The sequence below is a fragment of the Bradyrhizobium sp. LTSP885 genome (assembly GCF_000938305.1).
Taxonomy (GTDB): domain Bacteria; phylum Pseudomonadota; class Alphaproteobacteria; order Rhizobiales; family Xanthobacteraceae; genus Bradyrhizobium.
This window is the reverse complement of record NZ_JYMT01000021.1, coordinates 270,498-296,800: the sequence shown is the minus strand read 5'-3', so window position 1 is coordinate 296,800 and position 26,303 is coordinate 270,498. Positions and strand designations below refer to the sequence as shown.

The window sequence follows — 26,303 nt, the reverse complement described above, 5'->3', positions numbered from 1 at the left end:
ACGATATCCCTGAGGTCGGGTCAGGTTTCCGCTTCGTCCTCGAAAGCGGGCGTCCCGGATTTTAATGAGTACGCGCCCTAATCGCCCCACTCCCGCGCCATCGTCGCCAGCGCGCAGCCCTCGCAATAGCGGGCGTCCTTGAAGTCGATCCAGTTATGGGCATAGACGCGGTCGAGCGGGATACGATAGCGCGCGCGCAGCACCTTCACCAGCACCCGCCACGCGGCGACCTGCGCCTCGGTCGGGCCGCGGGTGACGTCGGGAAAATTGCCGGCGAACTCGACACCGATCGAGGTGTCCTTGTTCACCTGGTGATAGGTCTTGCTGTTGTCGATGTATTTGTTGTCGTTGCGATCGGCGCCGTCGGTGTGGGTCGGAACCAGGTCGTCTGCGACGGCCCAATAGACCGTGCCGTCGGTTTCGACCCAGACCATGACGCCGCGCCGGGTCGGGTTCTTGTGCTGCTCCGCCGCGCCATTGCGCGCCGAGCCGGCCGGGCCCTCGGTCTGGTGCACGATGATGTTGCGCCAGGGGTGGGATTTGGCGACGTCGCCCCAGGGCGACAGCCAGACCATCTTCAGCCCGGGAATCTCGGGCGTTCCTTTCGCGCGCGCCATGCTGGCGAGGTCGGCCGTTTCAGCAAAGGCGGGGGAAGACAGCGCGAACGCGAGGATCGCGGCGAAGAGGCGAAGCGTCATGCGGAGAGATCCGGTGCCGCGACGTCTAGCTTTTGTTGGAGCGTGATCTCGTCGGAAAACCGGTCTCCACTTTTCCGGATCATGCTCTAGCACGCTCACGCGCTCCTGCGCAGCAGCTCGACCATGTCGGGCGCCAGCGCCGGCGCTGATGGCTCGTAGGTCGCGTAGCCGTTCTTGCCGCCCTTCTTGGCGTCGTAGAGCGCGTGGTCGGCGGCGGCGATCAGCCGGTCGGGATGCAGGCCGATCTCGCGGCTCCATTGCGCGACGCCGATCGAGATCGCGATCGGAATGTCGTTGCCGGTGCACTGCTCGGCGTCGGCGCGGACGACTTCCAGCACGCGTCGGGCGATCATTCCGCCCTCGCGCAGCGTCGAGGACGGCAGCACGATGCAGAACTCGTCGCCGCCGGTGCGGGCCAGCATGTCGCCCGGCCGCAGCCGGGTCTGCGCCATCAGGGTGAAATGCTGCAGGCAGGCGTCGCCGGCGGCGTGGCCATGGGTATCGTTGACGGCCTTGAAGCCGTCGAGATCGATCACCAGCAGCGCGAACGTCTCGCCGCTGCGCTCGGAGCGCGCGCATTCCTCGGAGAGCCGCTGCAGCAGATGGCGGCGGTTGCCGACGCCGGTGAGGTCGTCGAGCAGCGCGAGGTCGGCGACCTCGTTGCGCAGCCGGTCTATCGCCATCAGCAGGAAACCGAAATTCAGCGCCATCGACAGGAACACCAGCACCAGGATGACGAGCGACTGGCTGGCATTGAAACGAACGTAAGAGAATTCACCCGGCTGCACCAGGGCGCCGACCAGGCGCAGCCCATAGATGCCGATGATCATGGTGGCAACGATCGCAGCCAGCCGGGCACCCGGGGAGACGCGTCCATTCTCGGGCGCCAGCAACAACTTCACCGCCAGCGCCATCGGCACGACTTGCGCGGCCGTATAGACGACGATGCGCATCGGCATGCTGTCATAGGCGAAGATGAAGATACCGAGGCCGGCGAAGGCGAGAGCGCTGATCAACACGGTCCCGCGCCAGCTCACAGGCCGGCCGTAGAAGCACCTGACACCCATCTCGGCAAGGCAGGCGGCAAGGACCATGAGCGTCCCCGCGACAAGCAGCGGCAGCAGCGAGTCCGTCATGACCACGCGGAGCATTGCGCAGGCGGCGCCGCCGGCCGCGGCGAAAGCAGAGGCCGTCCAGAACCGGGCCGCGCCGAATGTGGGATAGCTGCGCGTCACATAGGCCCAGATCAGGCCGAGCGCGAGAAAATTGACAACGAACACCGTCCAAAGCGTCGGAACGCTCAACATCGCTTTCGTGCGAGCCCTTCGGGCCTCGCCTCCCCTGTTATCGATCCGCCCGCCCTTAGGGCGTTCCTCCGACGACAATCCCCGTTGTCTTGCCGACAAGATGCGGCCGCGCCGCTTAACGGACTCTGACCCGCCGCCCGCCAATCCATGCTGTGGTTTTGAATTGATGAAGACCGCGCACGCGACGTTTGCGCAACGTTAAGCATGACGCGGACGCTCACGCTTTTGCTGATGTCGTGACGAACTTCGCGAAAAGGTACCGAAAATGCATAACAGCTGTGGATAACGTGATGACAGCGGCGTGACAGCACGCGGCAGCAGCCTGCGAATCTGCTGAGTTTGTTATTGAGGATGTTGCGAGGCTGGCCCTCCGCCAAGCATGCCTCGGAGTCGCGTTCAATCCATTTAACCCTGAGAGGATACTATGGCTAAGAAAGCGAAGAAGGCGAAGAAGGCGAAGAAGGCCACCAAGAAGAAGAAGGCCAAGAAGTAAACCGACATCGCCCGGGTAGCGGCTCTTGCCCTGCCCGGGCACCCAGTCCGGAAAATGAGATCTCGAAAGCAGCAGGCGCAAGGCCTGCTTTTTTATTGCCTGCTTTTTATTGCTTGCGTCCTCCGCACGGCGCGCGGTCAGCGCTCCGCAAAGGCGAGCTTGGCGCCGAGCAGGGCAAAGCCGGCGGCAAAGCTGCGCCGCAGCCACGCCATCGCCTTCGGCCGGGTGATGACGCGATCGCGCACCGAGGCCGCGAACAGTCCGTAGATGGCGAACACCGCAAAGGTCATCGCCATGAACACCCCGGACAACTCGGCCATCCGCGCCAGCGGATGGGCCTCGTCGACCGCGATGAACTGCGGCAGGAAGGCCAGGAAGAACATCGACAGTTTCGGGTTGAGGATGTTGATCAGGATGGCGGTGACGATCACCCGCCCGCTCGAGCGCGGCTTGACCTCGGTATCGACCGACAGCGCCCCGCGCTCGCGCAGCGCCTGCCAGGCCATGTAGAGCAGATAGACCACGCCGCACCATTTCAGCGCCGCGAACGCCACCGCGCTGGTGTGCAGGATGGCGGCAAGCCCGAGCATCGCCGCGACCATCTGCGGCACGATCCCGAGCGTGCAGCCGAACGCCGCCGCCACGCTCGCCTTTGAGCCCCGCGTCAGCGCCACCGCCAGCGTGTAGAGCACTCCGGTGCCGGGCGAGGCGACCACGATCAGCGTCGTCAGCAGGAAGGACAGCGTCATCTCAAGATCCCCTGTGTCGTTCAGTCCAGATGTTGCTTCAGATAGTCCAGCACGCGCGGGAACGCATCCTTGCGCGCCTCGGGGTCGGTCCCGATCACCGGAATCGCGCCGTCGCGCATCTGATACTCCGGCAGCTCCTTGCGCGGCAGATTGGGCGCATCGAAGGCGTGCACGGCACCGGGATAGCTCTTCAGCTCGACCGGATTGCCGCGCGCCTTTGCCGCCGCGATGAAGTCGGAACACGGCTTGTAGGGCGTCCAGACATCGGCCTCGCCGATCAGCACCAGCAGCGGCACCTTGGTGGTCCAGCTATCAGGCTCCACGTCCGTGTACGGCTTTGATTGATACTGATCGGCGCAGGCGCCGGGATAGAACGACACCGCGACCCTGAAGTTCTGGACCCCGAAATCCTGCGCCAGCGTGACCGGACGGCCGATGCTCTTGTCGTTGATCGCAAGCAGCGTCACGCCGCCGCCCTGCGACCAGCCCATCAGGGCGATGTGGTCGGCCTTCACGAAGGTCTGTCCCTGCAGATATTGCAGCGCGCCATAGGCATCCTTCGGCCGGTCGCGCCACATCCTGCGGCTGTCGGGCCCGCGCGAGCAGGTCTGGCCCAGGCCGCGCGGCGTCGCGCTGTCGACGATCAGGGTGACATAGCCTTGCACCGCGAGCGCTCGCGCCCAGGCGCGATAGAGGCCGAAGATGCGGCCCTTCTTGTCGTTGAGGCCGGAGCAGCCGTGCATCAGCACCACCGCCGGCCGCGGCGTATCGCCTTCCGGGCGGGTGAGGTGGCCGATCAGGTCGGTCGCGCCGTCGAGCGAAGGGAAATTGACCGTCGTCTGCGCTGTCGCGGCGGAGGCCGCGAACGCTGGGATGACCATAACAAGCGCGATGAGCGACCACAGGCGGGACATCAGCCGGAAATATCACGCCATCAGCGCCCGCGGAAGCGGCGTACCGGCGCCGCCACGACCGCCCGCGCTGACAAGTTCGTTATGAGGATCGGCATCCCCTTCCCTCGTTGAACGCCGAGGCCTTCATCTCGGCAGCGCGAATCACATCCAGCGGCGCCCAGGGCTTGGCCCAGAACGTCGCGCCGTCAGGCAGGCGCTGCCGCAACGGCCGGCCCGAGGTGACGATGACGTCGAGGTTGGGGTTGTATCGCTTGGCCGCATGCGCGAGCTCGACGCCGGTCATGTTGCCGGCCAGTTCGACATCAGTCATCATGAATCCGACCTTGTCGCCGCTATCCTGTAGCACAAGCTCGGCCGCCTCCGCGCTTTCGCAGGTGATGACGTCGAACTCGCTTTCTTCCAGCAGCAGACCGATCATCTCACGCTGCATCGGGTCGTCCTCAACGATCAGCGCCTTGGCGCGAAACGGTTTCGATTGTCCCATCGTCACCTCTCTTTTGTCAGTGCAAATGTCCCTTGGGCAAAGTCACTTGGTAAAGTCACTTGGGTTAAGGCCGAAATCGCTGGATGGTTCGGTTCCAATCTGAGAAAAGCACGGGAACAGGCACTATTCTCTTGTTCCCAAGGAGCTGAACTAATGACCGAGCTGAACCAATGACCGCGATCCGTGGATCCGCCGCCGCCGTGACCGGAGCCGCCAGCGGCATCGGCCGCGCGCTTGCGCTTGAACTGTCGTTGCGCGGCTGCGACCTCGCGCTGGCCGATCGCGACGAGGCCGGCCTGCAGGCGCTCGCCGCCGAAATCGGCAAAACGAGCCAGCGCAAGGTCAGCGTGCACCGCGTCGATGTTAGCGAGCCCACGGAGATCGCGGCGTTCGCGGCAGCCGCCGTGACAGCGCATCCGGCGCTGAACATCGTCATCAACAATGCCGGCGTCGCTCTGCTCGGCCAGTTCGGCGAGATCGAGCAGGCGCAGATGGAGTGGCTGTTCAACATCAATTTCTGGGGTGTGGTGCACGGCACGCGCGCCTTCCTGCCGCAGTTGGCGCTGCAGCGCGAGGCCCATATCGTCAACATCTCCTCGATCTTCGGCATCGTCGCGCCGCCCGGCCAGAGCGCCTATTGCGCGGCCAAATTCGCCGTCCGCGGCTTCTCCGAAAGCCTGCGGCATGAACTGGCGATAACGGGCAGCCCGGTAAAGCTCTCGGTCGTGCATCCCGGCGGCGTCGCCACCAACATCGCGCGCAACTCGCGCACCGGCAGCGGCGTCACCGACAACGCCCGCCGCGTGCAATCGATCGAGCGGTTCGACGCGCTGGCCAGGACCACGCCGACCGCGGCCGCACTGCGCATCATCGCCGGCATCGAAAGGAACCAGCCGCGCATCCTGATCGGCAATGACGCAAGATTCATGGACCTGCTGCAACGCTTCCGTCCCGGCACCTATTGGAAGGTGATGCAGCGGCAGATCGAGAAGGCGACGGCGAAGGTGGCGGCTGCGACCGGCGCCAAATAGCCGGTGTCGTCCCTGCGAAAGCAGGGACCCATAACCACAGGGTTGTGTTGTTGAAGAAGGCCGTGGCTCCAGCATCGCAAAACAATTCGCATTTGCGGTTATGGGTCCCGGGTCAAGCCCGGGACGACACCGAATTTGTTGCGCCACCTGTGCGTCATACCCCGGAATGACAGGAGGAGAGAAATCATCCGCCCAGCTGCTTCTTCACGCCGAGCGCGAGCCGATACAGCGGATCGCTCTTCTCCGACGGATAGAGCGCGGTCTTCGACACTCGCGGAAAATCATTGTTCTTCCAGAACGAGGCCGGCGTGAACGAGAACTTCGCGACCATCCGCCGGCCGAAATCCATCTCGTATGGAAAGTAATTTTCCTTCTGCTCGTAGCCGGCCATGTCAGGGTATTCGCCGAGCAGATAGCCCTCCTGGATATGCGGCCGCACCGCCGAAGGCGGGCAGACGCTGGAGAGACGGACAATCTGCAGGCCGGCTTCGGCGCTCGCGGTGATCGCGCCGCTCAAATTCGGCACGCCCAGCACATAGAGGAAGGCGGTCGCAGTCCCGGCGAGCGAGGCAAAGGAGGCCGCGATTCGGAGCGAATGGGTGACGTCGAGCAGCGGCGTTTCGCAAACCTCGTAATGCTGCAGGATCGACCAGCGCAGGATGCGATGCCGCTTCAGCCGCTCGACGCCGAGCAGCTTTGCCTTGGCATACTCCGCGATCAGGATTGGCTCGGCACGCGCCAGCGCCGCGAACCGCGCAACCAGCGTTGCGCTATCAGGATTGCCACGGCCGCTGCGAAACAGCGTCGGCTTCAGCGACGAGTTGCGCTTGACGTTCCTGAAGTCGGCGCCCTGGCCGCGAAACAGCAGCACATGGTCCCGGTTGAGGAATTGCAGCTCGGCGATCTTGGTGGCGAGCTCGAGGTAGGAGCCGACGCGATGGCCCGGCCCCTGCCTGATAGCCGCGTTCTTCGCGATCTGGCATCCCCTGCGGTCGAAGAACGACCAGATCTTTTCGGTGCCGATCGTTTCCATGGGAGTCCCCGAACTCTCATCCCGTCATTCCGGGGTGCTCGAAGCGAGAACCCGGAATCCATTTCGCAACACGCGATGCGGCCCGATGGATTCCGGGCTCGCCCTTCGAGCACCCCGGAATGACGGCGGAATATGTGGTTCGAGATCCCGGGTTCGCGCTAAGGCGCGCCCCGGGATGACGGCTTAACGCCGTCACCGCCCCATCAACTGATCCGCAAAATACCCGATCGTCTTGCGATAGATCACGGCCCGGTTCCACTCGCGCATCGCCTCGAAATTCGGAGTGCCTTCGCCGTAGGGTGCGCCCATCTTGAAGCCGCTGGTGTGGAGCAGGTTCGCTGTGGACGCCAGCACGTCGGGCACCGAATGGCGCAAATCGACGCGGCCGTCGCCGTCGAAATCGACGCCATACTTGATGTAGGACGACGGCAGGAATTGCGTCTGGCCGATCTCGCCGGCATAAGCGCCGATCATGTCGTTGAGGCGGAGGTCACCACGCTGCAGGATCTTGAGCGCGGCGAGCAATTCACCCTGGAACAGGTCGGTGCGGCGGCAATCGTGCGACATGGTGGCGAGCACGCGAAACACCGGCAGTTTGCCCATGTCGCCCTTGCCGAAATCAGTCTCCAGCCCCCAGATCGCGACCAGGATCTGGCGCGGCACGCCGTACTGCGCCTCGATCTTCGCCAGCAGCGCGGCGTGGCGCTGCAACAGCGCGCGGCCGCCATTGATGCGCCCGGGGCCGACGCGGGTCGAGACATACTGTTCGAAGGTCTTGTTGAAGGTGTAGCGCTGCCGCCGGTCGAAGGCGAGCACGCTGCCATCCTCCGTCACGCCGCCGAGCGCCTGCGAAATCACGTCCTGCGAGATACCGGCGCTGGCGGCTTCCTGCGAGATGGACTGGACGAAGGTGTTGAAATTGCCGCCGCAGCGGGCGGCGTAGGAGGGTGTGGCGAGCAGCAAGGCGCCGATGAGAACTGCCAAACGACACCTGAGCATACAAAATTCCCCCTGCTTCGCGTCGCCGATCATGCCACGGGGGAAACGATGCAGTCAAAGCGTCGGCACCGATGCCCCGACCGGAGCATCCGCAGCATCCCGCCGCCGCAGATCGGCTCGGTCATTACAGACCGCCCGCTCCCTCGGCGCATTGACGAGGCTGACCAGCGTGTAGCTGACGATCAGGAGCAGGAACCAGGAGCCAAGCTTGTCGATTGAGACCATCGACCAGCCGAGCCGCTGCGACGGATAGAGCCAGGTCTTCGTGAAGGTTCCGATGTTCTCGGAGAACCAGATGAACAGCGACACCAGCACCAGCCCGAGCAGCAGCGGCATCGAGCGGTAGACGTGCCAGACCTTGAAATAGATTTTGGTGCGGAAAAACAGGATCGCCGCCGCGGCGAACAGCAGCCAGCGCAGATCGACGATGTAGTGGTGGCTGAAGAAATTGACGTAGATCGCGATGCTGAGCCCGATCAGGCTGAGGCGGCGCGGATGGCCGGTAAAGCGGAAGTCGAACAGCCGCCAGCAGCGGCAGATGTAGCTGCCGATGCAGGAATACATGAAGCCCGAGAACAGCGGCACGCCGCCGATTCGGAAAAAGTTCGGGTCCGGGTAGATCCAGGAGCCGACCGAGGTCTTGAAGATCTCCATCGCGGTGCCGACGAGGTGATAGATCAGGATCACCTTCGCCTCCTCCCAGGTCTCGAGCCGTCCCGCGAGCAACGCGACCTGGACGGCGAGCATGCAGAGAAACAGGAAATCGTAGCGCGCAAGCGGAGCGTTCGCTGGATAGTAGCGCCAGGTGCCGATCATCAGCGCCACCGCGATGCCGCCGAACAGGCAGGCCCAGGCCTGCTTCACGCCGAAGCGCAGGAATTCGTAAAGCGCCAATGTCGAGCGCCGCTGGGCCATGACCAGGCCAAGACGATGCTCGCCGGCGATGAAGCGACGCAGCGGCGGCCAGTTGGCCGCAGCACTCGCGATGGGTTCAGGACGATCGGGCTGTCGCTTCAGGGGGTGATGCACGCCAACGAAAGTGGCGGCGGATCACGGTCGAAGCGGGGCGGAGTTTTGCAGATTTTGCTCAGGTCGTGAGCTGTCGCTCCGCCTCCGCAAAATCGATCTCAGCCCACCGCTCGCAAATCCTGCCGTCGCGGACACGCCAGAACGTCATGCCGCGGAATTCGACGTGCTTGCCGGTCCGCGCGATGCCGCGCCAGGGGCCGCGGTGGATGCCGCGCCAGATGAAGCGGCCGGCGACGATGTCGCGTTCGGCGACCAGGCATTCGGCGACGACGGACAAATTGGCGAAGCTCTCATGCAGCAGCGCCGAATGCGCGCTCACCTCGTCGGCGCTCATCATCTTGCCCGAGGCGTGGTCGAAAAAGTCGGTCGTGAGTTGGGCGCGGATCGCGTCGGGATCCTGGCGGTTGGTCACGGCCTCGCAATGCGCGAGCACCAGCGCCTTGTTGGCGTCGAGGGTGGCGTTGGACATCGGATGATTGCTTCTCAAAATGTGAGTTGCAGAAAAGGCAGGATGCGCCTCATACGCGAATCGCAGGTCGCCGCGCAAGTGACGATGGTCAGAAAGTCAGGGACTTTCGCTGCGGCAAAGTGGAAGGAGCGGCGGGCTTTCGCCGGCCGTTCGGATCGCACCCGATGCGAAACCGGGCTGGGGTGGGACAGGCGCTCCGTCGGTGGCATGCAAGCGACGGCGCACGCCGTCGCGCGACGCGCCCTGGTTGGCCAAGCGCATCGGGCCGCCGCCGCGTCGAGACGGACCGGCCGTTGCCGCTGCCACCTCGCAAGAGCCGGCCGTGCAGAGCAGATCGGCGCCAAAACCCGCGTAATTTGCTTTGACAGCGCCGCCGCTATCGGGGACAAGCCCGCATGCCGAAAAAACCCGGGACCAATCCCAAAGGCGAGTTCGCCTTCTTCAACGTCTTCTATGAAGACGGTTCGCAGCGGTCCAACCGCCGCGTGCCCTCTGAGCTGCTCGGCGGGCTCGACGGCGACGAGCCGGCGCGCGCGTTCATCCACGAGCAGGACCGCGAAATCGCCGAGAAATCCGGCCGCCCGCCGCTCGAAATCAAGAGCCTGGAGCGGGTTGGGGCGAAGAAGAAGTAGCGACGCGGGCGGTTACGCCCTTTGGCTCGTCTACCTAACGCTATCCCGTCGTCATTCCGGGGCGGCGCGTAGCGCCGAGCCCGGAATCCATTCATCCACGAAACCTGCGGCTTAATGGATTCCGGGCTCGCGCTTCGCGCCCCCCGGAATGACGAGGAAATGGCGGTGACCCGCCAAAACAAACGGCGGGCTTTCGCCNNCCCGCCGCACTCGTCTCGATGGATGCCCCGGTCGAGCCCAGGCACGCCGATCCGAGAATCAGTTATCCAAAAAGCTCCGCAGCTTCCGGCTCCTCGACGGGTGCTTCAGCTTGCGCAGCGCCTTGGCTTCGATCTGGCGGATGCGCTCGCGGGTCACCGAGAACTGCTGGCCGACTTCTTCCAGCGTGTGGTCGGTGTTCATGCCGATGCCGAAGCGCATGCGGAGCACGCGCTCTTCGCGCGGGGTCAGCGAGGCCAGCACGCGCGTGGTGGTCTCGCGCAGGTTCGACTGGATCGCGGCGTCGATCGGCAGGATCGCGTTCTTGTCCTCGATGAAGTCGCCGAGGTGAGAATCCTCTTCGTCGCCCACAGGCGTCTCGAGCGACAGCGGCTCTTTTGCGATCTTGAGGACTTTTCGAACTTTCTCCAGCGGCATGCCGAGCTTTTCGGCGAGTTCCTCCGGAGTGGGCTCGCGACCGATCTCGTTCAGCATCTGGCGGCTCGTGCGCACGATCTTGTTGATCGTCTCGATCATGTGCACGGGGATGCGGATGGTGCGGGCCTGGTCGGCGATCGAGCGGGTGATCGCCTGCCGGATCCACCAGGTGGCGTAGGTCGAGAACTTGTAGCCGCGGCGGTATTCGAACTTATCGACCGCCTTCATCAGGCCGATATTGCCTTCCTGGATCAGGTCGAGGAACTGCAGGCCGCGGTTGGTGTACTTCTTGGCGATCGAGATCACGAGACGGAGGTTGGCTTCCACCATCTCCTTCTTGGCCTGGCGGGCTTCGCGCTCGCCCTTCTGCACGCCGTGCACGATCTTGCGGAATTCGCCGATCTCGAGCCCGGTCAGCGCGGCCAGCGACTGGATCTCGTGGCGCAGATCCTTGATGCGGTCCTTCTCGTGATGGACGAAGTTCTTCCAGCCCTTTGCCGAAAGCTTCGAGACACGGTTGAGCCAGCGCGGATCGAGCTCCGAGCCCTGGTAGTTGCGCAGGAAATCCTCGCGCGCGACGCCGTGGCTGTCACCGAGGCGCAAGAGGCGGCCCTCGAACGAGACCAGCTTCTTGTTGATGTCGTAGAGCTGCTCGACCAGCGAATCGATGCGGGCCTGGTTGAGGCGCAGCGACTTCACCTCGACGATGATCTCGTCCTTCAGCTTCTTGTACTTGCGCTCCTGCGAGGGCGACAGCGATTCGCTCTGCAGCTGGTTCGCAATGTCCTGCTCCTGCAGGCGGCGCAGCTTCTTGTACTCGGATGCGATCTTGTCGAAGGTCTCGACCACCTTCGGCTTCAGCTCGGCCTCGATGGCGGCGAGCGACATCTGGTTCTCGAACTCGTCGTCGTCCATGTCGGCTTCGGCGGCGGCCTCGGCCGGATCCTTCTCCTCGCCCTCGGGCGCGGCACCTGGAGGCACGGCGCGGAACGGGGTCGGCGACGGCGGAGCAGCGGGCGGCGCGACATGCGCGGGCGCGGCGGCGTCGGCACCGTTGCCATTGGCCTCGGCAGCTGCACCATCGGCACCGGGACCGGCGATCAGGTTCGGATTGATGCCGCCCTTGGATTCGGGGCCGGCATAGGTCGCTTCGAGATCGATGATGTCGCGAAGGAAGATCTTTCCTTCGTTCAACTCATCGCGCCAGATGATGATAGCCTGGAAGGTCAGCGGGCTTTCGCAGAGGCCCGCGATCATCGCCTCGCGGCCGGCCTCGATGCGCTTGGCAATCGCGATTTCGCCCTCGCGAGAGAGCAATTCCACGGTGCCCATCTCGCGCAGATACATCCGCACGGGATCGTCGGTGCGCTCGCCGGGCTCCGACTTCTTGACCTCGGTGACGGCCTTCTGCGTGACCTCGACGAGCTCGTTGTCGGTCTCGTCGTCGGCGTCGTCCTTGTCGTCCTCGCCCTCGGTGTCCTCGGCCTCGGTGACATTGATGCCCATGTCCGAGAGCATCGACATGATGTCCTCGATCTGTTCGGGCGAGGTGGTGTCGGAGGGCAGCACTTCGTTGAGCTGATCGAAGGTCACGAAGCCGCGCTTCTTGGCCTGCTTGATCATCTTCTTCACCGCGGCATCCGACAGGTCGAGCAACGGCGACGGCGCGTCGGCGGAATCCTTTTCAGGCGTATCCGCTGCCTTGTCGTCTTTTTCCTTGTCCTTAACCTGCAGCGTCTTTGCCTTGGTGGCCATTCACTAAGCTCCCGAAACGCGGTCGTGCAAAATGGCGCCACGCACGCACATCCGCACAAAATCTAGAATTTGCTCTCGACGCACAAAGGGCGGCGCAGATATCGCCACCCCCGTCATCCGTCTCGATGGTTTCCATCTGCAAATAGCCGCGAGGCTATTAAGTTTCGCTTAACCCTGTTTTTGCAGCCAAACCATGGTATTGGCGAGTCTTTTCGCAGGTTTGGTTCACGCCGTCCGCATCATTTTTTCATCAGACACTGCGCTGGAACCGGCCTGACAATTCCCCGAACCCCTCGATCAGGGCCTCGGTCCCATCGGCTTCTGCCATCCGGGCCTGGATATCCTGCAACCATGCCAGATTGGCTTCGCTGGAATCTTCAGCCAAAGCCACTTCCGCGTCCTTCATTTCCCTAAGTAAGGCGTGGGTTTTCTGATGCAAGGCAACGAGTTGGCGCCAGGTCGATAAAACATCCTCGCGCGCCGCGCCGGTTCTTGCGCCCCATACCGCCTGGGTCGTGATCGCTCGCTCAACCCTTTGAAGGACTTGAGAAAATCCGCCAGCCTCGAGGTCGGCGCGCATTTTCTCGGCCTGTTCGTCCTCGTCGGGGGAATGGTGATGGTCGTTGGCAAAGGCCGCGATGATGCCGGCGCGCAGCTTGTGGGCCTCGGGATGGGCCAGTTCGAGGGCGGCCACCTCCTCGAGATGGTCGTGCAAGAGCCAGGGATGGTTGATCAGGGATTCCAGGATCAGGGCCTCGCGGCGGGAGATCGCGCTGCGCTGGCCGCGCATGATCGGGCTGTTGGCAAGCTGGGCGCTCGCCGCCTGGTAGGGACCGCCGGCCAGCCCTGACGCGGTGCTCTTTTGGGCAAAACGGCCGCCCTGGCCGGAGCCGCGGGGGACGAATTGGCGGGGTGATTCGCGGCCAGAGCCGCCCCCGAAATTGCCTCTGTTGTTGCCTCTGTTGTTGCCGCTGTAATTTCCTTGGCCATAACCGCCGCGCCCGCTCTCGGGGGCGAAGGTGCGCTTCAGACGCTCCTGCATATCCTGGCGGTAGTAGCGGCGCAGCACCTCGTCGCGGATGCCGTTGGTCATGTCGCCGATCCGGGCCTCCAGCGCGGCGCGGCGTTCCGGCGTGCTGAAACCACCGCCCTCGATCTCGCGCGACCAGATCATGTCGGCGAGCGGACGCGCCGCACCGATCACCTCCTCGATCGCGCCGCGGCCGCCGGAGCGCGCCAGATCGTCGGGGTCCTGCCCCTCCGGCAGCAGCGCGAAGCGCAGGCTCTTGCCGGGCTTAAGCTGCGGCAGCGCGAGGTCCGCGGCACGATACGCCGCCTTCTGCCCGGCGCGGTCGCCGTCGAAGCAGAGGATCGGCTCGTCCGCCATCTTCCAGAGCAGCGCGAGCTGGTTTTCGGTCAGCGCCGTGCCGAGCGGCGCGACGGCACCGGGGAAACCCGCGGTGACCATCGCGATGACGTCGACATAGCCCTCGACCACGATCAAGGGCGCGCCGTCATGCGCGGCCTGGCGCGCGGTGAAGAGGTTGTAGAGATTGTCGCCCTTGTGAAACAGCGGGGTTTCCGGCGAGTTCAGATATTTGGCCGGAACGTCCTTCTCCAGCGCGCGGCCGCCGAAGGCGATGACGCGGCCGCGGACGTCCGTGATCGGAAACATCACGCGGTCGCGGAAGCGATCGAACGGCACCGGCTTGTCCTCGCCGGACACCAAAAGCCCCGCCTCCACCATGTCTTCGGTGGAAATGCCTTGTGCGCCAAGGTGCTCCTTCAGCGCGAAGCGATCCGTCGGCGCGTAGCCGATGCGGAACTGGAGCTGCGTTGCCGGCGTGATGCTGCGATCGGCCAGATAGCCGCGCGCTTTCGCGCCGTTGCGCGAGGCCAGCGTGTCGGCAAAGAATTTTGCGGCGAGTTCCATCACATCGTGCAGCGTGCGGCGGCGCTGCTCGTGGCGCGCGGCATCGGGGGTCGCCGCCGGCAGCGCCAGGCCCGCCATCGCCGCCAGCCGCTCGACCGCCTCGGGAAACGAGACACCCTCGGTTATCATCAGGAAGTCGAAGATGTTGCCGTTCTTCCCGGACGAGAAGTCGAACCACGCCTGCTTGTGATCGTTGACAAAGAAGGAGGGCGTCTTCTCCTGCTGGAACGGCGACAGGCCCTTATATTCGCGCCCGGCCTTCTTGAGCTTGACGCGCCTGCCCACGACTTCCGAAACCGGAAGCCGGGCACGCAGCTCGTCGAGGAATTCGGGCGTAAAGCGCATGGGGCTCAAGGTCAGCGTGAACCGATCATCGATATAGTGAGGAAACTCTCGGAATATCAAATTTATCTGTCTTCTCCCGGCTATTCACACCCCCGTCATTCCGGGGCGACGCCAATGGGTCCGCGCAACGCGCGGCCCGATGACAGGCTCCGCATCGAGCCCGGAATCCATTCATCCACATCGTTGGTCCATGGATTCCGGGCTCAGCCCTTGCGCGCTGCCCCGGAATGACGGAGACGGCTTGCCCCCTCCCCGGTTCCGCGCTTGGATGGGGCCATGTTCACGACATTCAGAGGCGGGCAGAGCGGCGGCTGGAAGGTGACTTCGGTCGCGCGGGTCAAGGGCGAGACGCTGCAGAAGGTGGCGGCGCTCTCGATCGTTGCGAGCGAGGCGATCGCGCTGCCGCTGTTGCCGTCGCAGACCTCGTGGCGGCTCGCCGGCGTCGCCAGCCATCTGCGCTACACCGAGAAAGCGGAGAGGGAGCAGCTCACCGCCGTGCAGGCCGGGCTCGGCCACAGCGACGCGACGCATGCGGCGCTGATCCCGATCCGGAAGAACGCCGCCTGGTGGGAGCTGACCCAGGAGGAGCGGCGCAAGATTTTTGAGGACAAGTCGCACCATATCGCGGGCACCATGAAATATCTGCCGGCGATCGCCCGCCAGCTCTATCATTCGCGCGACTTGGGCATGTCCTTCGACTTCCTGACCTGGTTCGAATTCGCGCCCGAGCACGCCAGCCTGTTCGAGGAGCTGGTCGGCACGCTGCGCGCCACCGAAGAATGGACCTATGTCGAGCGCGAGGTCGACGTCCGCGTGATCAGGGAAGACTAGTGCTGCAGGAACCGGCCTGACTCGATCAGCGGCAAGTCCGTCGCCGGCCAGTTGTAGATATACGTCCACGCCTTACCCGCGCTGCCGTCGGCAAGCGTGACCGGCAGCATCTCCCTGACATATTCGGTCGGCGGCGCAAAACCTTCGCCGCAGGCTTCATACATGTCGAACTCACGCAGCATTACCTCGGGCGCGCGCAGGCGGAACAATTCACCATGCACGATGTCGGCGGGATCAGCCGAATTGGCGAGGCCCGGATAGTGCTTCACCAGATAGAGCCGGCCGCGGCATTGCGCCTCGCCGAGGAAATCGGCATTGGCGGCAAGCAACTTCGCCATCGGATGGTCGAAGCCGCGCATCAGCGTGCCGTAGACGAACAGAAGATCGGAGATCATGGGAGCAATCCTAGGCCGCCGCCACTTCATCGGTGACGACGACGAATTTCGCCAGCGTCATGCGGCCAAAACTGGTGGTGAGCGCGACGTCAGCGGCGTCGCGGCCGGTGCCCATCAGGATGCGGCCGATCCGCGGGTGATTATGGCGGGCGTCGAAGGTGTACCACTGGCCGGAGAGATAGACCTCGAACCAGCCGGAGAAATCCATCGGCGCGGGATCCGGCGGCACGCCGATGTCGCCGAGATAGCCGGTGCAGTAGCGCGCCGGAATGCCCATGCAGCGGCACAGCGTCAGCGCCAGATGCGCGAAGTCGCGGCAGACGCCGGCGCGCTGCTCGTAGACGTCATGCGCCGACTTCATGTGATGGGCGTGCTCGTAACCGAAGGTGACGTGGTTGTGCACGAACTCCACGATCGCCTGCACCCGCGCCCACCCGGGCGGCGTGGCGCCGAACAGCGACCACGCGATGTCGGTCAGCTTGTCGGTCTCGCAATAGCGGCTCGGCATCAGATAGAGCAGCAAGTCGTCTGGCAATTGCTCGATCGGCACCTGCTGCGCGGCCGGATTGACCACATCAGGCAGACCGGAATCGCGCACCAGCGCCTCGCCGCGGAAGGTGACGTCGCCGGCTGGCGCCACCAGGCGTCCGCAGACATTGCCGAAGCCGTCGCGATAGAAGCCGATCGGCACGCCTGATACGGTGACGATATGCTCGGTGCCGACGATGTCGGCGTAGCGCGACGGATGGATCGACAGCATGATCACCATCGGCGTCGGTTGCGCCGCCGTGTAGGTGATCTCGAAGCCGACCTTGATCTGCATCGTCAGGCGGTCTCCCGCTCCGCGTCCTCGCCGACCGAGACCACGTTGATGTCGACGTCCATGCGCAGGAACGCATCCGCCGGGCCGAGATAGACGCCGTGCAGCGGGACCGCCTGGCGCGGATCGCGCGCCACCGCGACGCGGATCAGGTCGCGGGTGCCGACGATGCCGTTGGTCGGATCGAACTCGATCCAGCCCGCGCTCGGCAGGTAGACCTGCACCCAGGCATGCGTCGAGCCGCCGCCGACATAGCCGTGTGCGCTGTCGCTGGCGCTGGCGAGATAGCCGGAGACGAAGCGCGCGGCGATGCCGAGCCGGCGCAGCGCCTCGATCATGAACAGCGCATAGTCGCGGCAGGTGCCGGACTTGGTCCGTAGCGTGTCGAGCGGATGTTGGGTGCCGTGCTCGAAGCGCTTGCGATATTTGAAGCTCTCGCGAATGCCGTGCGTCATGTCGCTCAGGATATTGAACGTCGGCGTCGGCGACACGACGTCGAGGAAGCGCCGCGCCCAGGCCGACAGCTCGCCGTTCGGATCGCCATATTGCGGCGTGATGAACTGCTGCAGGTCGGGGAGTTCTTCATCGCCATAGAGAAACGGGTAGAAATAGGCGGGTTCGTCCGGCGTCAGCGCGAAGTTATCGGCCGGATTGTGCTCCACCGTCGCCGTCGAGACAAAGGACAGCGCGTCGGCGCGCTCGTCGAAATTCGCGATCGCGACACTGTTGCCGAACACGTCATGGATCCAGCGCAGCAACATCGGCTGCGGATCGATCACGAGCTCGCTGCCGAGCACGCGCAGATCATGGCTGTCGCGCGGGCGCAGCATGATGCGGTGCTCGCCAAACGCCACCGGGCGCTTGTAGCGATAAACGGTCTTGTGATGGATCGTCAGTAGCGGCATCGTCGAACAATCATCGTTATTTCGGACACTCTAATCTATAGGGAATGCTGCTCATTTCCAGACCGGCATGCCGCCTGAATAGGCAAAACTGAGGAAAAGCCCCTTGAATCGCGTCGCTGATCCTTCTTTTCCGCTCGCAAAGACCGACCTTCCGCCGGTTCTCGAACGCAATCCCGCCAGCTCCTCGCCGTTCCTGTTCACCTGCGATCATTATGGCCGGCTGATTCCCGCAGCCCTCGGCGATCTCGGCCTGCCCGAAAGCGAGCTCGTGCGGCACATCGCCTGGGACATCGGCATCGCCGGCGTCGCCACGCTGCTCGCCGACCAGCTCGGCGCGCATCTGGTCGCGCAGCGCTATTCGCGGCTCGTGATCGACTGCAACCGCCCGCCGCATGTCGCAACCTCGATCCCGCTGATCAGCGAAGCCACGACGGTTCCCGGCAACGAAGGCCTGTCGCGCGACGACGCGCAAGCGCGCCGCGCGCAGATCTTTGATCCCTATCATAGCCGCATCGATGAGATCATCGACGCCCGCGCGCAGCTGGGCATGCCGACGGTGCTGGTGTCGCTGCATAGTTTTACGCCCGTCTATGCCGGCATCGCGCGGCCCTGGCACATCGGCACGCTCTATCAACGCGACACGGTGCTGCCGCCGTTGCTCCTGAAACATCTGCGCAACGAGAGCGAACTCGTGGTCGGCGACAACGAGCCCTATGCAGTCAGCGACGAGACCGACTACACGATCCCCGTGCATGGCGAGAGGCGCGGCCTGATGAACTCCGGCATCGAGATCCGCCAGGACCTGATCTCCGACCAGGCCGGCGAGACGGCATGGGCCGATCGGCTGGCGCGGATTCTTGCCGAGATCGAGACGACGCTGCGCAAGGAAGCGTTGATCTAGGCGCCTATCGGAGGATCGGCGGCCATATTCACCTTCCTGGCTTTCGCAGGAAGCGTCAGGCGAAGCCCTTGTTCATCACCCGCAGTCGCTGTGCGAGCGTCCTCATGACCTTGAGCGCGAAATAGGGCGTTTGACTCACGAGGAAGAGAAATTGCTTTTCGGAGATCGGCACAAGCTCGACGTCGGTGATTGCGATGGCAGTCGCGCTCCTTGGCTCGCTGTCGATCAGCGCCATTTCGCCAAAGATGTTGTCAGTCGAAAGCTCGGCGATGGCTCTGTTGCCGACTTGAATGCGAACCTGACCGCTCCTGATGACGAAGAGCTCGTTGGCCGGTTGCCCCTCGCGAAAAATCACGTCGCCTGCTTTTACGCTGCGCGTCTCGACATCATTCCCCGTCAAGACGCTGAAGCTCGCATCGGCCGCCATTTCAACTCCTGTGCCGCGAAGAGCGGATGCTTGAGGTTTCGGGAACGCCCTGGAACCTGGTTGGATCGCCTGCTCCGGTCGATCTCCACATTCATAATTTCGGGCCGGAAGCGATCAACCCATTTCGACGGCCGGGGATCTCGGTGTCGAGGGATGCGATCTGCTAGAACAGATGAGCAAAGACAAAGTACAGCGTGCCCGAAATCAGCATAGCGACCGGCAAGGTCAGCACCCAGGCCATCGCGATATTGCGGATCGTCGACCATTGCAGCCCCGACCCGTTGGCCGTCATGGTGCCTGCGATGCCTGACGATAGAACATGCGTCGTCGACACCGGCAGACCGTAGCCATCCGCCGCTGCAATCGTCGCAGCCGCTGTGATTTCGGCACACGCGCCTTGTGCGTAAGTCAAATGGGTCTTGCCGATTTTCTCGCCGACGGTCACCACGATTCGCTTCCAGCCGACCATCGTGCCGAGGCCAAGTGCAATCGCGACCGCGATCTTGACCCAACTCGGGATGAATTTCGTCGCGCTGTCCAGCGATCCCTTGTAGCGCGCAAGCGTTGCAACGTCGTCGCCGCTGAGCTTGCTCTCGTCACTCTTCATAAGGAGCCGAAGGGTTTCGGAAACCAGGTACATATCGTTGCGCGTATTGCTGACCGTCTCAGCCGGGAACTTTGCGAGCGACCCGTATTGTGCAACCTCGTCGCTGATCTCCCGCATCAGCTTGACCAGTGACGGGTAGGTGCTTTCGTCGAGCTGGCGAAGCGCGATATAATTGGTCACCGCTGGGCGCGCGTTGCCGGTGACGCGGCGGTCGGCGCTTTTGCTCTCGATGACTTTGCCTGCGGCAGCCGAGTTGTTGGCGAACTGCTCGATCTGGCTGGCGGGCATCGCACGATTCAGCGCGTAAGCCGTCGGGACCGTGCCGATCAGAATGAGCATAATAAGGCCCATGCCTTTTTGACCGTCGTTGGACCCGTGGAAAAAACTGACCAGGGTGCAGGTGAGGATCAGGACGCCTCGTATCCACCAGGGAGGGGGCTGGTCGCCCTTTGGCTCGGCAAACAGTGCTGGCGTCGCGCGCAAGAGAGCGCTTTTGAGCGCAAAGAGCAGAATCGCGGCGAGCGCGAAGCCGAACAATGGCGACAGGAGGAGGGCTTTGGCGATGTTGCCGGCCTGGGACCAGTCCACGCCCGAGGTCCCCTCTCGGCCGTGCATCAACGCGTTGGTGATGCCAACGCCCATGATCGATCCGATCAGGGTGTGCGAGCTCGAAGCCGGCAGCCCGAAATACCAGGTGCCCACGTTCCAGATGATCGCCGCGATCAGCAGCGCGAATACCATCGCGAAGCCGGCACTGCTGCCGACCTGAAGGATCAACTCCACCGGCAACAGCGAAACGATGCCAAAGGCGACTGCGCCACTCGACAGAAGAACACCGATGAGATTGAACACGCCCGACCAAACGACGGCGACATGGGCCGGCATCGAGCATGTGTAAATGACGGTCGCGACGGCGTTGGCCGTGTCGTGAAAGCCGTTGACGAATTCGAAGCCGAGCGCGATCAGCAATGCGACGAAGAGCAGCAGGAATGCCAGATACGAGGTCTTCCCTGCGCCGGTGGCACCGACATCCGCGTAGATGCTGTACGCGACGAACAAGAGAGCAGCACCGATCACTCCCAGGTAGATAATACCCGTCAGGGGATGAAAGCCTTTTTCAAGATCCGGGCCTCTCCCGAGAGCAGGCTCGATCGAACCGGGCAACGCGACATCGCTCATAAATTCTCTCTGGGAAATGAAATAGGGGGCTATGGCGTGTGACATTAGGACTACGCTTACATGACAGTGATATGACAGCCATGTGATGGCGCCCGTTTGACGACCGTCGCGGCCACCAAGCGATGCCGCACATCGAACCGGCGGATCCGCGATTCATCAAGCCTAAACAATGGGTTGCGTGCGCAACAGAGGCGCCAGTTGCCGCTAGCCGAGCTGGTAAGCCTGCTACGGCCAACAGAAGAAAGTCAAACATTTGGCTGCACGCGCCGTCACAGCCATTTTGGTACGTCAGTTCGGACAAACTGGCGAAGCCGATCGATCAGCAACGTAGGATTCGGGTCGACGCAGATTGAATGCCGATATCCTAATGCTCTGGATATCCAGCTGCTCTACCCGACCGCTCGCTCAGCGGCCGGCACATTCTCGATGAGGTCACCACCCGTCGCGAGGTGCGCTTCAACGTCGTTGCGGAATCCAACTCGTTCGAGATGCTGCGGGGGTTGGTCTATCGATGTGATCTGGTCTCCTTCCAGATCGAGATCGGTGCACCATCCGCCGATCTGGGCATGGGCCTGGTTGCCTGTCCCATCGACACGCGCGACATCCCCCGCGGGCCGAACTGGTGCTGAGTCAGTTGCGAGTGCGCGGCCTGTCCATCGCAGCGGCGACATTTTCGGAGGTTCTGGCGAAAAGCCTGCACGATTTGGGTACGCGCGCCTCCTCTCGTCATGAGCGATGATCCGTCAGAGCCGAGCGACTTCCGCTTCGGGTCAAACGCCGCAATGGGGATCTACGCGGACCGATGTTCGCTCGGGTGCCGACAACCGACGTCGCCAAAGTTGGGGGTTGTTCGTCCATGTGAGGCGGACGAATCAGAAGTTCGCTTGCATGGCGCATGATGACCGTCAGGGAGGCCATCTCGAAAGACGGCGAAGATTATTTTGACCTGCTCTGCGGTAGAATCATGGTGATCGTCAGAGGTGACTCTCCTCTTGCGGCGCGGACAATCTGGCGGCAATTTTCGCGAGTCGAGTACTTGTTATGGTGGGGTCGGGGTCGCACGCCGGTTGATCGACGATCCCTGCCCTGGAGGACGCAACTATTTCGCTTCGCACGCCTCTGGCGCTTCTCCTGATATCCCTGGGCACGATCGCAGCGGTGTGGTGGTGGCTGGCCACCCCCATCAATTTGGTCCGCGCACCGATCGACCCGAATGCCAAGCTGCAATGCATCGCGTACGCGCCGTTTCGCGCTCACCAGACGTCCGAGTCGCCGGCGACGCAAGTGTCGCGGGAACAGATCGCGGAAGATCTCGCCCAGCTTGCCAAGATAACCGATTGCATCCGTACCTATGCGACCGATCTGGGTCTCGATCAGATCCCCGAGCTTGCGGCCAAGGTGGGGCTGAAAGTCATTCAGGGAATTTGGCTCGGAGGGGACCCGCAGAAGAACGCCATACAAATATCGACGGGCATACGCCTCGCCCAGCAATATCCGGGAACCATCATCGCGCTTGGGGTCGGCAACGAGGTCATGTTGCACCGGGCAATGACTGCTTCCGACCTTGCCGCCATCATTCGCTCGGTCAAGGCGCAGGTGACCGTCCCCGTCACCTATTCCGACGTCTGGGAGTTCTGGCTGCGCTACCGCGAACTTCAAGACGTCGTCGATTTCATCACCATTCATATCCACCCATATTGGGAGAATGACCCGGTCCCGGCGAAATTCGCCGCCGCTCACGTCGACGCCATCCGCATGCGGATGGCGTCGACATTTCCGGGCAAGGAAGTCCTGATTGGAGAAACGGGTTGGCCGAGCGAGGGGCGGATGCGCCGGTCGGCGCTACCGTCGCGGATCAATCAGGCCCGGGTAATCTCGGAGATCCTCGATCGTGCCCAGCGCGAGAATTTCCGCGTCATCCTGTTCGAGGCCTATGATGAATCGTGGAAGCAAGAGCTCGAGGGCACGGTCGGCGGATCCTGGGGCCTGTTCGATTCCGTGCAGCGCATGCTGAAATATCCGCCCGGCATCCCCGTCAGCAATTATCCGCTCTGGAAGCTGCAAATGAGCGGCGGAATGGCGTTGGCGATCCTGGTCTTCGGCGCGGCATGGCAGACCTTGCGCCGCAAGCCCCGGCAGCCCCGGCTGGTTTCATGGTGTGCGGTCGGAATATCGGCAACCACAGCCGGAATCCTGTTTGGGGTGGCCGCCCAGAAGATGTTCTATGAAAGTTACAGCGCGGGCAGCTGGCTTCTGTGGGGCGCGCTTCTGGTGGCGGCAACTGCTTCACCGGTGTTCGGCGCCAGCGCCCTGGTGTCGGGGCGCGCGCCGCCGACATTTCTGGAATTGCTGGGGCCGAAGGACGACCGGAGCCCATCACTGCTGACGCTCCTGCACGGACTGGTCTGGATCGTCGCCATCGTGATCACCACGCAGACCGCGGTCGGCTTTGTGTTTGACCCGCGCGAAAAGGATTTTCCTTTCGCGGCCCTCACCATGGTGGCGGTTCCTTTTGCGGCCATGGCGCTGCTCAACCGGCCGAAGAAGGGAATCCGCCCGATGGCGGAATCGATATTTGCCGGAGTGTTTCTGGTGGCAGCCATCTATGCGGGACTTAGCGAAGGGACGGACAACTGGCAGTCGCTGTGGACTTGTGCTGCCTATATCCTGCTTGCGGTTACGCTGTGGCGGGCGCGGGCTTGAGAAAATGCTCGCTCGGGTGCTGATAACCGACGTAACCAAGTTTTGGGCATCAGTCTTCGGCATCAGTCTTGGGCGTCGTCCGGACGGCCGCTTCCGGACTTAAATGCGCGCGGTCATCACGTCGCCGTCGAAAGCCGAGCGGCTGACGACATGGAATGCTTCGCATGCCATTTGGGGCCGGGCCCGCGCATGTAGTGGAGTTCGGGCCGGTAGCGATCGCGAAAGCACTTGATCAAATTCTGCCAACCCGTCGCGATCGCGTTCAAGCCGTGGCGAAAGGGCAGCAATGACGGCCGCTCCGATGCCATGGCACCCTCTCAGTGCGGCTTGCCGAGAACGGATGCAAAGGAGAGGACAACGATCTCGTCGCCGGCCTCGTCGCTGACATGCATGGTCCAGTCGCGCCAATCTTCCAGGCTGATCGTTGCGACGAGCGACCGCATCATGCAGGTAGCCGCCTCGCACGCCTCGGCGAGGCTGGTGGCGGAGCTGCCGCGGCGATCCATCAACACCCCTCGTGTGTTGGCGCAATGGAGATAGACCTGGGCCATGTTCGCGTTCTCCGCCTGAGCAGGCTCGACCCTGCATGATGGAGCATACGCGGCCGCAGCAGGGTCACCCGTGATCCAGCTCACACAAGCGCGTGGCCTGGCAGGCTCGCCGCGCGGCTGGCAGGCTCGCGAGACCGCAAGGCGGCGCGTCGATACGGACTATGATGCTCGCTTGGTCACGCGCCCGTCGCGCGCGACCAGCGTCCCCGCCTTGTAGACGGATCGTCCTTGCGGCGGACCAACGACGGCTTCGGGAACATGCGCCGCGTTCAACGTCACGAAATCCGCCTTTGCGCCCACGGAGAGGCCGTAGCCTTCGAGCCGCAATGCCTTTGCGCCTGCTCCCGTGACCATGTCGAAGGCGACCCGCAATTCCTCGTCCGTATAAAAGCCCGAGCGGTAACCGAGCGTCGTCGCGCGATTGAGCATGTCGCCATCTCCGTAGGGCCACCAGGAATCGCGGATGTTGTCGTTGCCGCTGAACACGGTGACGCCGGCCTGCCTGAGGGCGGCAATTGGAGGAAACGGCCGGCTGCCCGGCGCGTTGGTCATGATGGCCACGCCGGAACGCGCCAGCACATCCGCGACTTTCCCGAGCACGTCCGGCGTCACATCGCCGAGCGAATAGGCGTGGCTGACCGCCACATGGCCTTCCATGCCGAGCGCGCGGGTTCTAGCGGCGATCTGCTCGATCTCGAACACGCCGAGTGTGCCGTGGTCGTGCAGATGAATGTCGACGTCGACGCCGCGCTTCTCGGCGACGCCAAACACGACGTCGAGATGCCGCTCGACGTCGCGGTCGAAGCTTGCGGGATCGAGGCCGCCGACCAGATCAGCACCGATCCCGATCGCCTCATCCAGCAACTCCGGCGTGCCCGGGCTCTTCAGGATTCCGCTCTGGGGAAACGCGACGAGCTGAATGTCGATCAGGCCCCTGTATTCCTCGCGAACCCCGAGGATGGTCTCGAGCGATTTGAGGCCGACGGAGCCGTCGACCATCACATGGCTGCGCATCTGCGTGGTGCCGTGCGCGATGCAGAGGTCGAGCTGGTTTCTGGCCCGCACGTCCATCGGCGCGGCCTCGGCCATGTTCTGCGCCTGGAATGCGACCCGCTCATGCACGTCAAAGCCGTTGGTGCACGGCCTGTGCGGCCGCCACACGTCGCCATAGAAGCTGGTGTCGAGGTGGATGTGACCTTCGACAAATCCGGGCACGACGAGTGCGCCGCCGAGGTCGATGGTCCCTGGCGCCACAATGCGATCGTCCAGGCCTGTAATGGCGGTGATGCGCCCATCGCTCACCGCCATCGCATGAAGCGCACCGTCGTCTAGTCGCGCATTGATGAAGTTCTTGTCAGCCATCTGTTGTCTCCATTCCCGGACACGTTCGCCCGGCGGACGACCGCGCAAACAGCGCGCACCGCCGCTTGGCTGAACGCCCCTCGCCGTTCCAGGCTTGCCAGTCTAGCAGCCTCGCGAGACATCACAGTAGTGGCCGCCCGTCAGCCGAGATCGTGCAGATCCTTGCCCAGCGGCGGCTGGGCTCAAGCGTGCAATGGCTCAAACCGCGTAATTCACGTCTGTGCGGTAGGCACTTTCGCGATGATTGCGCCAATAGAGGTCCTTTATTCTCTCGAAGACAGGCCCCGGCCGGTCATTGCCCAAGATCGTTTGATTGACGCGCACCACCGGAACGATGCCTCCCGCGGTACTCGTCAGGAATATTTCGTCCGCAGCTTCGATGGCTTCGCGGGGAATCGGCTCTATCGAGGCCTCGTATCCGAGCGCCTTGCAAAATTCGAGCACGGAACGGCGCGTGATGCCTTGAAGACTACCGCGGTCTGACGTGCGAACCTTGCCGTCCTTGACGATGAAGACGTTGAAACCCGGGCCCTCGGTGACGAGCCCACTCTCATCGCACAGTACGGCCGTATCAAAATCGCGGTCGTGCGCTTCCATAAGTCCACTGGTCAGATCGTTCCATTGATAGTTCTTCACGGTCGGATCCACCGCACGGTCCGACACACGAGGAACGGACGATATCCAGAGCCGAACCCCGCGCTCCTTAACCTCCTTTGGAACGATATCGACCCATGCAATAGCGTAGGCCAGGAAATGATTTTCGCAGTCGGACGGACGACGGGAACCCGCGATGCGCGGGAGGCCGCGCAGGGTCACCATCGCAACGTAAGCATCATTCAGGCGCGACATCGCCACGCAGCGATGCAGGATTCGCTCCATCTCTTCACGCGACTCGGTTGGTTTCATGCGGCGGGCACGCATCGATCGCTCGAACCGATCGAGATGATCCGCAAGACGAAAGAAAGCTCCGTCGGACACGTGGACGACATCGTAGACAACGTCGGATCGCGTGAAGGCCCAATCCAGCGGCGAGATCGACGCCTTGGCGACCGGCACAAACGCACCGCGGACGTATGCCGTCCCCTTGCTGAAATCATCATCGGACATGAGTTTGC

The 26,303-nt window shown here is 63.3% G+C and carries 24 protein-coding genes; 5 read left to right on the top strand and 19 right to left on the bottom strand.

The features are described from left to right. Positions 1–77 precede the first annotated feature (77 nt). The 5 genes from UP09_RS15345 to UP09_RS15325 form a co-directional block, all read right to left on the bottom strand. Entirely contained in the window at positions 78–698 is a 621-nt protein-coding gene (locus UP09_RS15345) for a peptidoglycan recognition protein family protein (protein ID WP_044539014.1), read from the bottom strand. 95 nt (positions 699–793) lie between these two features. Continuing rightward, on the bottom strand, positions 794–2,005 hold the full coding sequence (locus UP09_RS15340; RefSeq protein ID WP_044539013.1) for a GGDEF domain-containing protein: 1,212 nt from the start codon (positions 2,003–2,005) through the stop codon (positions 794–796). A gap of 630 nt (positions 2,006–2,635) precedes the next feature. Beyond that, complete coding sequence (locus tag UP09_RS15335) at positions 2,636–3,247, bottom strand: LysE family translocator (RefSeq protein ID WP_044539012.1); 612 nt, start codon at positions 3,245–3,247, stop codon at positions 2,636–2,638. 20 nt (positions 3,248–3,267) lie between these two features. Further along, positions 3,268–4,161, bottom strand: a complete 894-nt coding sequence (locus UP09_RS15330) for a dienelactone hydrolase family protein (RefSeq protein ID WP_044539011.1) — start codon at positions 4,159–4,161, stop codon at positions 3,268–3,270. Positions 4,162–4,240: 79 nt separating this feature from the next. Next, the gene (locus UP09_RS15325; protein ID WP_044539010.1) at positions 4,241–4,645 is read right to left on the bottom strand and encodes a response regulator; all 405 of its coding nucleotides are present in this window, start codon (positions 4,643–4,645) and stop codon (positions 4,241–4,243) included. A 170-nt stretch (positions 4,646–4,815) separates the two neighbouring features. Between UP09_RS15325 and UP09_RS15320 the strand changes: the two genes are divergently transcribed. Then, positions 4,816–5,676: an SDR family NAD(P)-dependent oxidoreductase gene (locus UP09_RS15320; protein ID WP_044539009.1), complete on the top strand. Its 861-nt coding sequence runs from the start codon at positions 4,816–4,818 to the stop codon at positions 5,674–5,676. Between the two features lie 184 nt (positions 5,677–5,860). Here the strand turns inward: UP09_RS15320 and UP09_RS15315 are convergent, their stop codons facing one another. From UP09_RS15315 to UP09_RS15300, 4 genes are all read right to left on the bottom strand, one after another. Next, positions 5,861–6,709, bottom strand: a complete 849-nt coding sequence (locus UP09_RS15315; protein WP_044539008.1) for an FRG domain-containing protein — start codon at positions 6,707–6,709, stop codon at positions 5,861–5,863. A gap of 192 nt (positions 6,710–6,901) precedes the next feature. Further along, positions 6,902–7,708 (bottom strand): lytic murein transglycosylase, encoded by an 807-nt coding sequence (locus tag UP09_RS15310; RefSeq protein ID WP_044539199.1) that lies wholly within the window; start codon positions 7,706–7,708, stop codon positions 6,902–6,904. Between the two features lie 54 nt (positions 7,709–7,762). Further along, positions 7,763–8,737: a DUF817 domain-containing protein gene (locus tag UP09_RS15305; RefSeq protein ID WP_245301967.1), complete on the bottom strand. Its 975-nt coding sequence runs from the start codon at positions 8,735–8,737 to the stop codon at positions 7,763–7,765. 58 nt (positions 8,738–8,795) lie between these two features. Beyond that, the gene (locus UP09_RS15300; RefSeq protein WP_052833103.1) at positions 8,796–9,206 is read right to left on the bottom strand and encodes an ester cyclase; all 411 of its coding nucleotides are present in this window, start codon (positions 9,204–9,206) and stop codon (positions 8,796–8,798) included. Between the two features lie 395 nt (positions 9,207–9,601). Between UP09_RS15300 and UP09_RS15295 the strand changes: the two genes are divergently transcribed. Continuing rightward, complete coding sequence (locus tag UP09_RS15295) at positions 9,602–9,838, top strand: hypothetical protein (protein WP_044539007.1); 237 nt, start codon at positions 9,602–9,604, stop codon at positions 9,836–9,838. Between the two features lie 258 nt (positions 9,839–10,096). Here the strand turns inward: UP09_RS15295 and rpoD are convergent, their stop codons facing one another. Then, positions 10,097–12,229, bottom strand: a complete 2,133-nt coding sequence (gene rpoD / locus UP09_RS15290) for an RNA polymerase sigma factor RpoD (protein WP_044539006.1) — start codon at positions 12,227–12,229, stop codon at positions 10,097–10,099. A 250-nt stretch (positions 12,230–12,479) separates the two neighbouring features. Further along, the gene (gene dnaG, locus UP09_RS15285; RefSeq protein ID WP_044539005.1) at positions 12,480–14,507 is read right to left on the bottom strand and encodes a DNA primase; all 2,028 of its coding nucleotides are present in this window, start codon (positions 14,505–14,507) and stop codon (positions 12,480–12,482) included. 276 nt (positions 14,508–14,783) lie between these two features. Between dnaG and UP09_RS15280 the strand changes: the two genes are divergently transcribed. Then, positions 14,784–15,338 carry a chlorite dismutase family protein gene (locus UP09_RS15280; RefSeq protein WP_044539004.1) on the top strand — a complete coding sequence of 185 codons (555 nt, stop codon included), beginning with the start codon at positions 14,784–14,786 and terminating at the stop codon, positions 15,336–15,338. On the opposite strand, the gene UP09_RS15275 is transcribed toward UP09_RS15280, so the two are convergent. From UP09_RS15275 to UP09_RS15265, 3 genes are read right to left on the bottom strand one after another with little or no spacing between them, the layout of a single operon-like run. Continuing rightward, positions 15,335–15,733, bottom strand: coding sequence for a gamma-glutamylcyclotransferase family protein (locus UP09_RS15275; RefSeq protein WP_044539003.1), 399 nt, complete (start codon positions 15,731–15,733; stop codon positions 15,335–15,337). The genes UP09_RS15280 and UP09_RS15275 overlap by 4 nt on opposite strands. A gap of 10 nt (positions 15,734–15,743) precedes the next feature. After that, a complete protein-coding gene (locus UP09_RS15270; protein WP_044539002.1) occupies positions 15,744–16,556 on the bottom strand; it encodes a transglutaminase-like domain-containing protein in 813 nt (270 codons plus the stop codon). Between the two features lie 2 nt (positions 16,557–16,558). Further along, positions 16,559–17,458 (bottom strand): transglutaminase family protein, encoded by a 900-nt coding sequence (locus tag UP09_RS15265; RefSeq protein ID WP_044539001.1) that lies wholly within the window; start codon positions 17,456–17,458, stop codon positions 16,559–16,561. Positions 17,459–17,561: 103 nt separating this feature from the next. On the opposite strand from UP09_RS15265, the gene UP09_RS15260 reads away from it, so the two are divergent. Continuing rightward, on the top strand, positions 17,562–18,359 hold the full coding sequence (locus tag UP09_RS15260) for an N-formylglutamate amidohydrolase (RefSeq protein WP_044539000.1): 798 nt from the start codon (positions 17,562–17,564) through the stop codon (positions 18,357–18,359). Between the two features lie 55 nt (positions 18,360–18,414). On the opposite strand, the gene UP09_RS15255 is transcribed toward UP09_RS15260, so the two are convergent. Beyond that, positions 18,415–18,786, bottom strand: coding sequence for a Crp/Fnr family transcriptional regulator (locus tag UP09_RS15255; RefSeq protein WP_044538999.1), 372 nt, complete (start codon positions 18,784–18,786; stop codon positions 18,415–18,417). 163 nt (positions 18,787–18,949) lie between these two features. Next, on the bottom strand, positions 18,950–20,572 hold the full coding sequence (locus UP09_RS15250) for an inorganic phosphate transporter (RefSeq protein ID WP_044538998.1): 1,623 nt from the start codon (positions 20,570–20,572) through the stop codon (positions 18,950–18,952). Positions 20,573–21,712: 1,140 nt separating this feature from the next. Between UP09_RS15250 and UP09_RS15240 the strand changes: the two genes are divergently transcribed. Next, the gene (locus UP09_RS15240) at positions 21,713–23,275 is read left to right on the top strand and encodes a glycoside hydrolase family 17 protein (RefSeq protein ID WP_082070135.1); all 1,563 of its coding nucleotides are present in this window, start codon (positions 21,713–21,715) and stop codon (positions 23,273–23,275) included. Positions 23,276–23,592: 317 nt separating this feature from the next. On the opposite strand, the gene UP09_RS15230 is transcribed toward UP09_RS15240, so the two are convergent. From UP09_RS15230 to UP09_RS15220, 3 genes are all read right to left on the bottom strand, one after another. Next, positions 23,593–23,826, bottom strand: coding sequence for a DUF6894 family protein (locus UP09_RS15230; protein WP_044538994.1), 234 nt, complete (start codon positions 23,824–23,826; stop codon positions 23,593–23,595). Between the two features lie 159 nt (positions 23,827–23,985). Then, positions 23,986–25,188, bottom strand: coding sequence for an amidohydrolase family protein (locus UP09_RS15225; RefSeq protein ID WP_044538993.1), 1,203 nt, complete (start codon positions 25,186–25,188; stop codon positions 23,986–23,988). Positions 25,189–25,386: 198 nt separating this feature from the next. Beyond that, positions 25,387–26,295, bottom strand: a complete 909-nt coding sequence (locus UP09_RS15220; RefSeq protein WP_044538992.1) for a branched-chain amino acid--2-keto-4-methylthiobutyrate aminotransferase — start codon at positions 26,293–26,295, stop codon at positions 25,387–25,389. Positions 26,296–26,303: the final 8 nt, after the last annotated feature.

What these genes read in the sequence shown, in the direction of transcription:
- UP09_RS15250 (WP_044538998.1), bottom strand. Translation starts at nt 20,572, where the DNA reads ATGAGCGATGTCGCGTTGCCCGGTTCGATCGAGCCTGCTCTCGGGAGA.
- rpoD (WP_044539006.1), bottom strand. Translation starts at nt 12,229, where the DNA reads ATGGCCACCAAGGCAAAGACGCTGCAGGTTAAGGACAAGGAAAAAGAC.
- UP09_RS15300 (WP_052833103.1), bottom strand. Translation starts at nt 9,206, where the DNA reads ATGTCCAACGCCACCCTCGACGCCAACAAGGCGCTGGTGCTCGCGCAT.
- UP09_RS15220 (WP_044538992.1), bottom strand. Translation starts at nt 26,295, where the DNA reads ATGTCCGATGATGATTTCAGCAAGGGGACGGCATACGTCCGCGGTGCG.
- UP09_RS15335 (WP_044539012.1), bottom strand. Translation starts at nt 3,247, where the DNA reads ATGACGCTGTCCTTCCTGCTGACGACGCTGATCGTGGTCGCCTCGCCC.
- UP09_RS15265 (WP_044539001.1), bottom strand. Translation starts at nt 17,458, where the DNA reads ATGCCGCTACTGACGATCCATCACAAGACCGTTTATCGCTACAAGCGC.
- dnaG (WP_044539005.1), bottom strand. Translation starts at nt 14,507, where the DNA reads ATGCGCTTTACGCCCGAATTCCTCGACGAGCTGCGTGCCCGGCTTCCG.
- UP09_RS15325 (WP_044539010.1), bottom strand. Translation starts at nt 4,645, where the DNA reads ATGGGACAATCGAAACCGTTTCGCGCCAAGGCGCTGATCGTTGAGGAC.
- UP09_RS15310 (WP_044539199.1), bottom strand. Translation starts at nt 7,708, where the DNA reads ATGCTCAGGTGTCGTTTGGCAGTTCTCATCGGCGCCTTGCTGCTCGCC.
- UP09_RS15225 (WP_044538993.1), bottom strand. Translation starts at nt 25,188, where the DNA reads ATGGCTGACAAGAACTTCATCAATGCGCGACTAGACGACGGTGCGCTT.
- UP09_RS15275 (WP_044539003.1), bottom strand. Translation starts at nt 15,733, where the DNA reads ATGATCTCCGATCTTCTGTTCGTCTACGGCACGCTGATGCGCGGCTTC.
- UP09_RS15330 (WP_044539011.1), bottom strand. Translation starts at nt 4,161, where the DNA reads ATGTCCCGCCTGTGGTCGCTCATCGCGCTTGTTATGGTCATCCCAGCG.
- UP09_RS15270 (WP_044539002.1), bottom strand. Translation starts at nt 16,556, where the DNA reads ATGCAGATCAAGGTCGGCTTCGAGATCACCTACACGGCGGCGCAACCG.
- UP09_RS15255 (WP_044538999.1), bottom strand. Translation starts at nt 18,786, where the DNA reads ATGGCGGCCGATGCGAGCTTCAGCGTCTTGACGGGGAATGATGTCGAG.
- UP09_RS15230 (WP_044538994.1), bottom strand. Translation starts at nt 23,826, where the DNA reads ATGGCCCAGGTCTATCTCCATTGCGCCAACACACGAGGGGTGTTGATG.
- UP09_RS15280 (WP_044539004.1), top strand. Translation starts at nt 14,784, where the DNA reads ATGTTCACGACATTCAGAGGCGGGCAGAGCGGCGGCTGGAAGGTGACT.
- UP09_RS15345 (WP_044539014.1), bottom strand. Translation starts at nt 698, where the DNA reads ATGACGCTTCGCCTCTTCGCCGCGATCCTCGCGTTCGCGCTGTCTTCC.
- UP09_RS15340 (WP_044539013.1), bottom strand. Translation starts at nt 2,005, where the DNA reads ATGTTGAGCGTTCCGACGCTTTGGACGGTGTTCGTTGTCAATTTTCTC.
- UP09_RS15320 (WP_044539009.1), top strand. Translation starts at nt 4,816, where the DNA reads ATGACCGCGATCCGTGGATCCGCCGCCGCCGTGACCGGAGCCGCCAGC.
- UP09_RS15315 (WP_044539008.1), bottom strand. Translation starts at nt 6,709, where the DNA reads ATGGAAACGATCGGCACCGAAAAGATCTGGTCGTTCTTCGACCGCAGG.
- UP09_RS15295 (WP_044539007.1), top strand. Translation starts at nt 9,602, where the DNA reads ATGCCGAAAAAACCCGGGACCAATCCCAAAGGCGAGTTCGCCTTCTTC.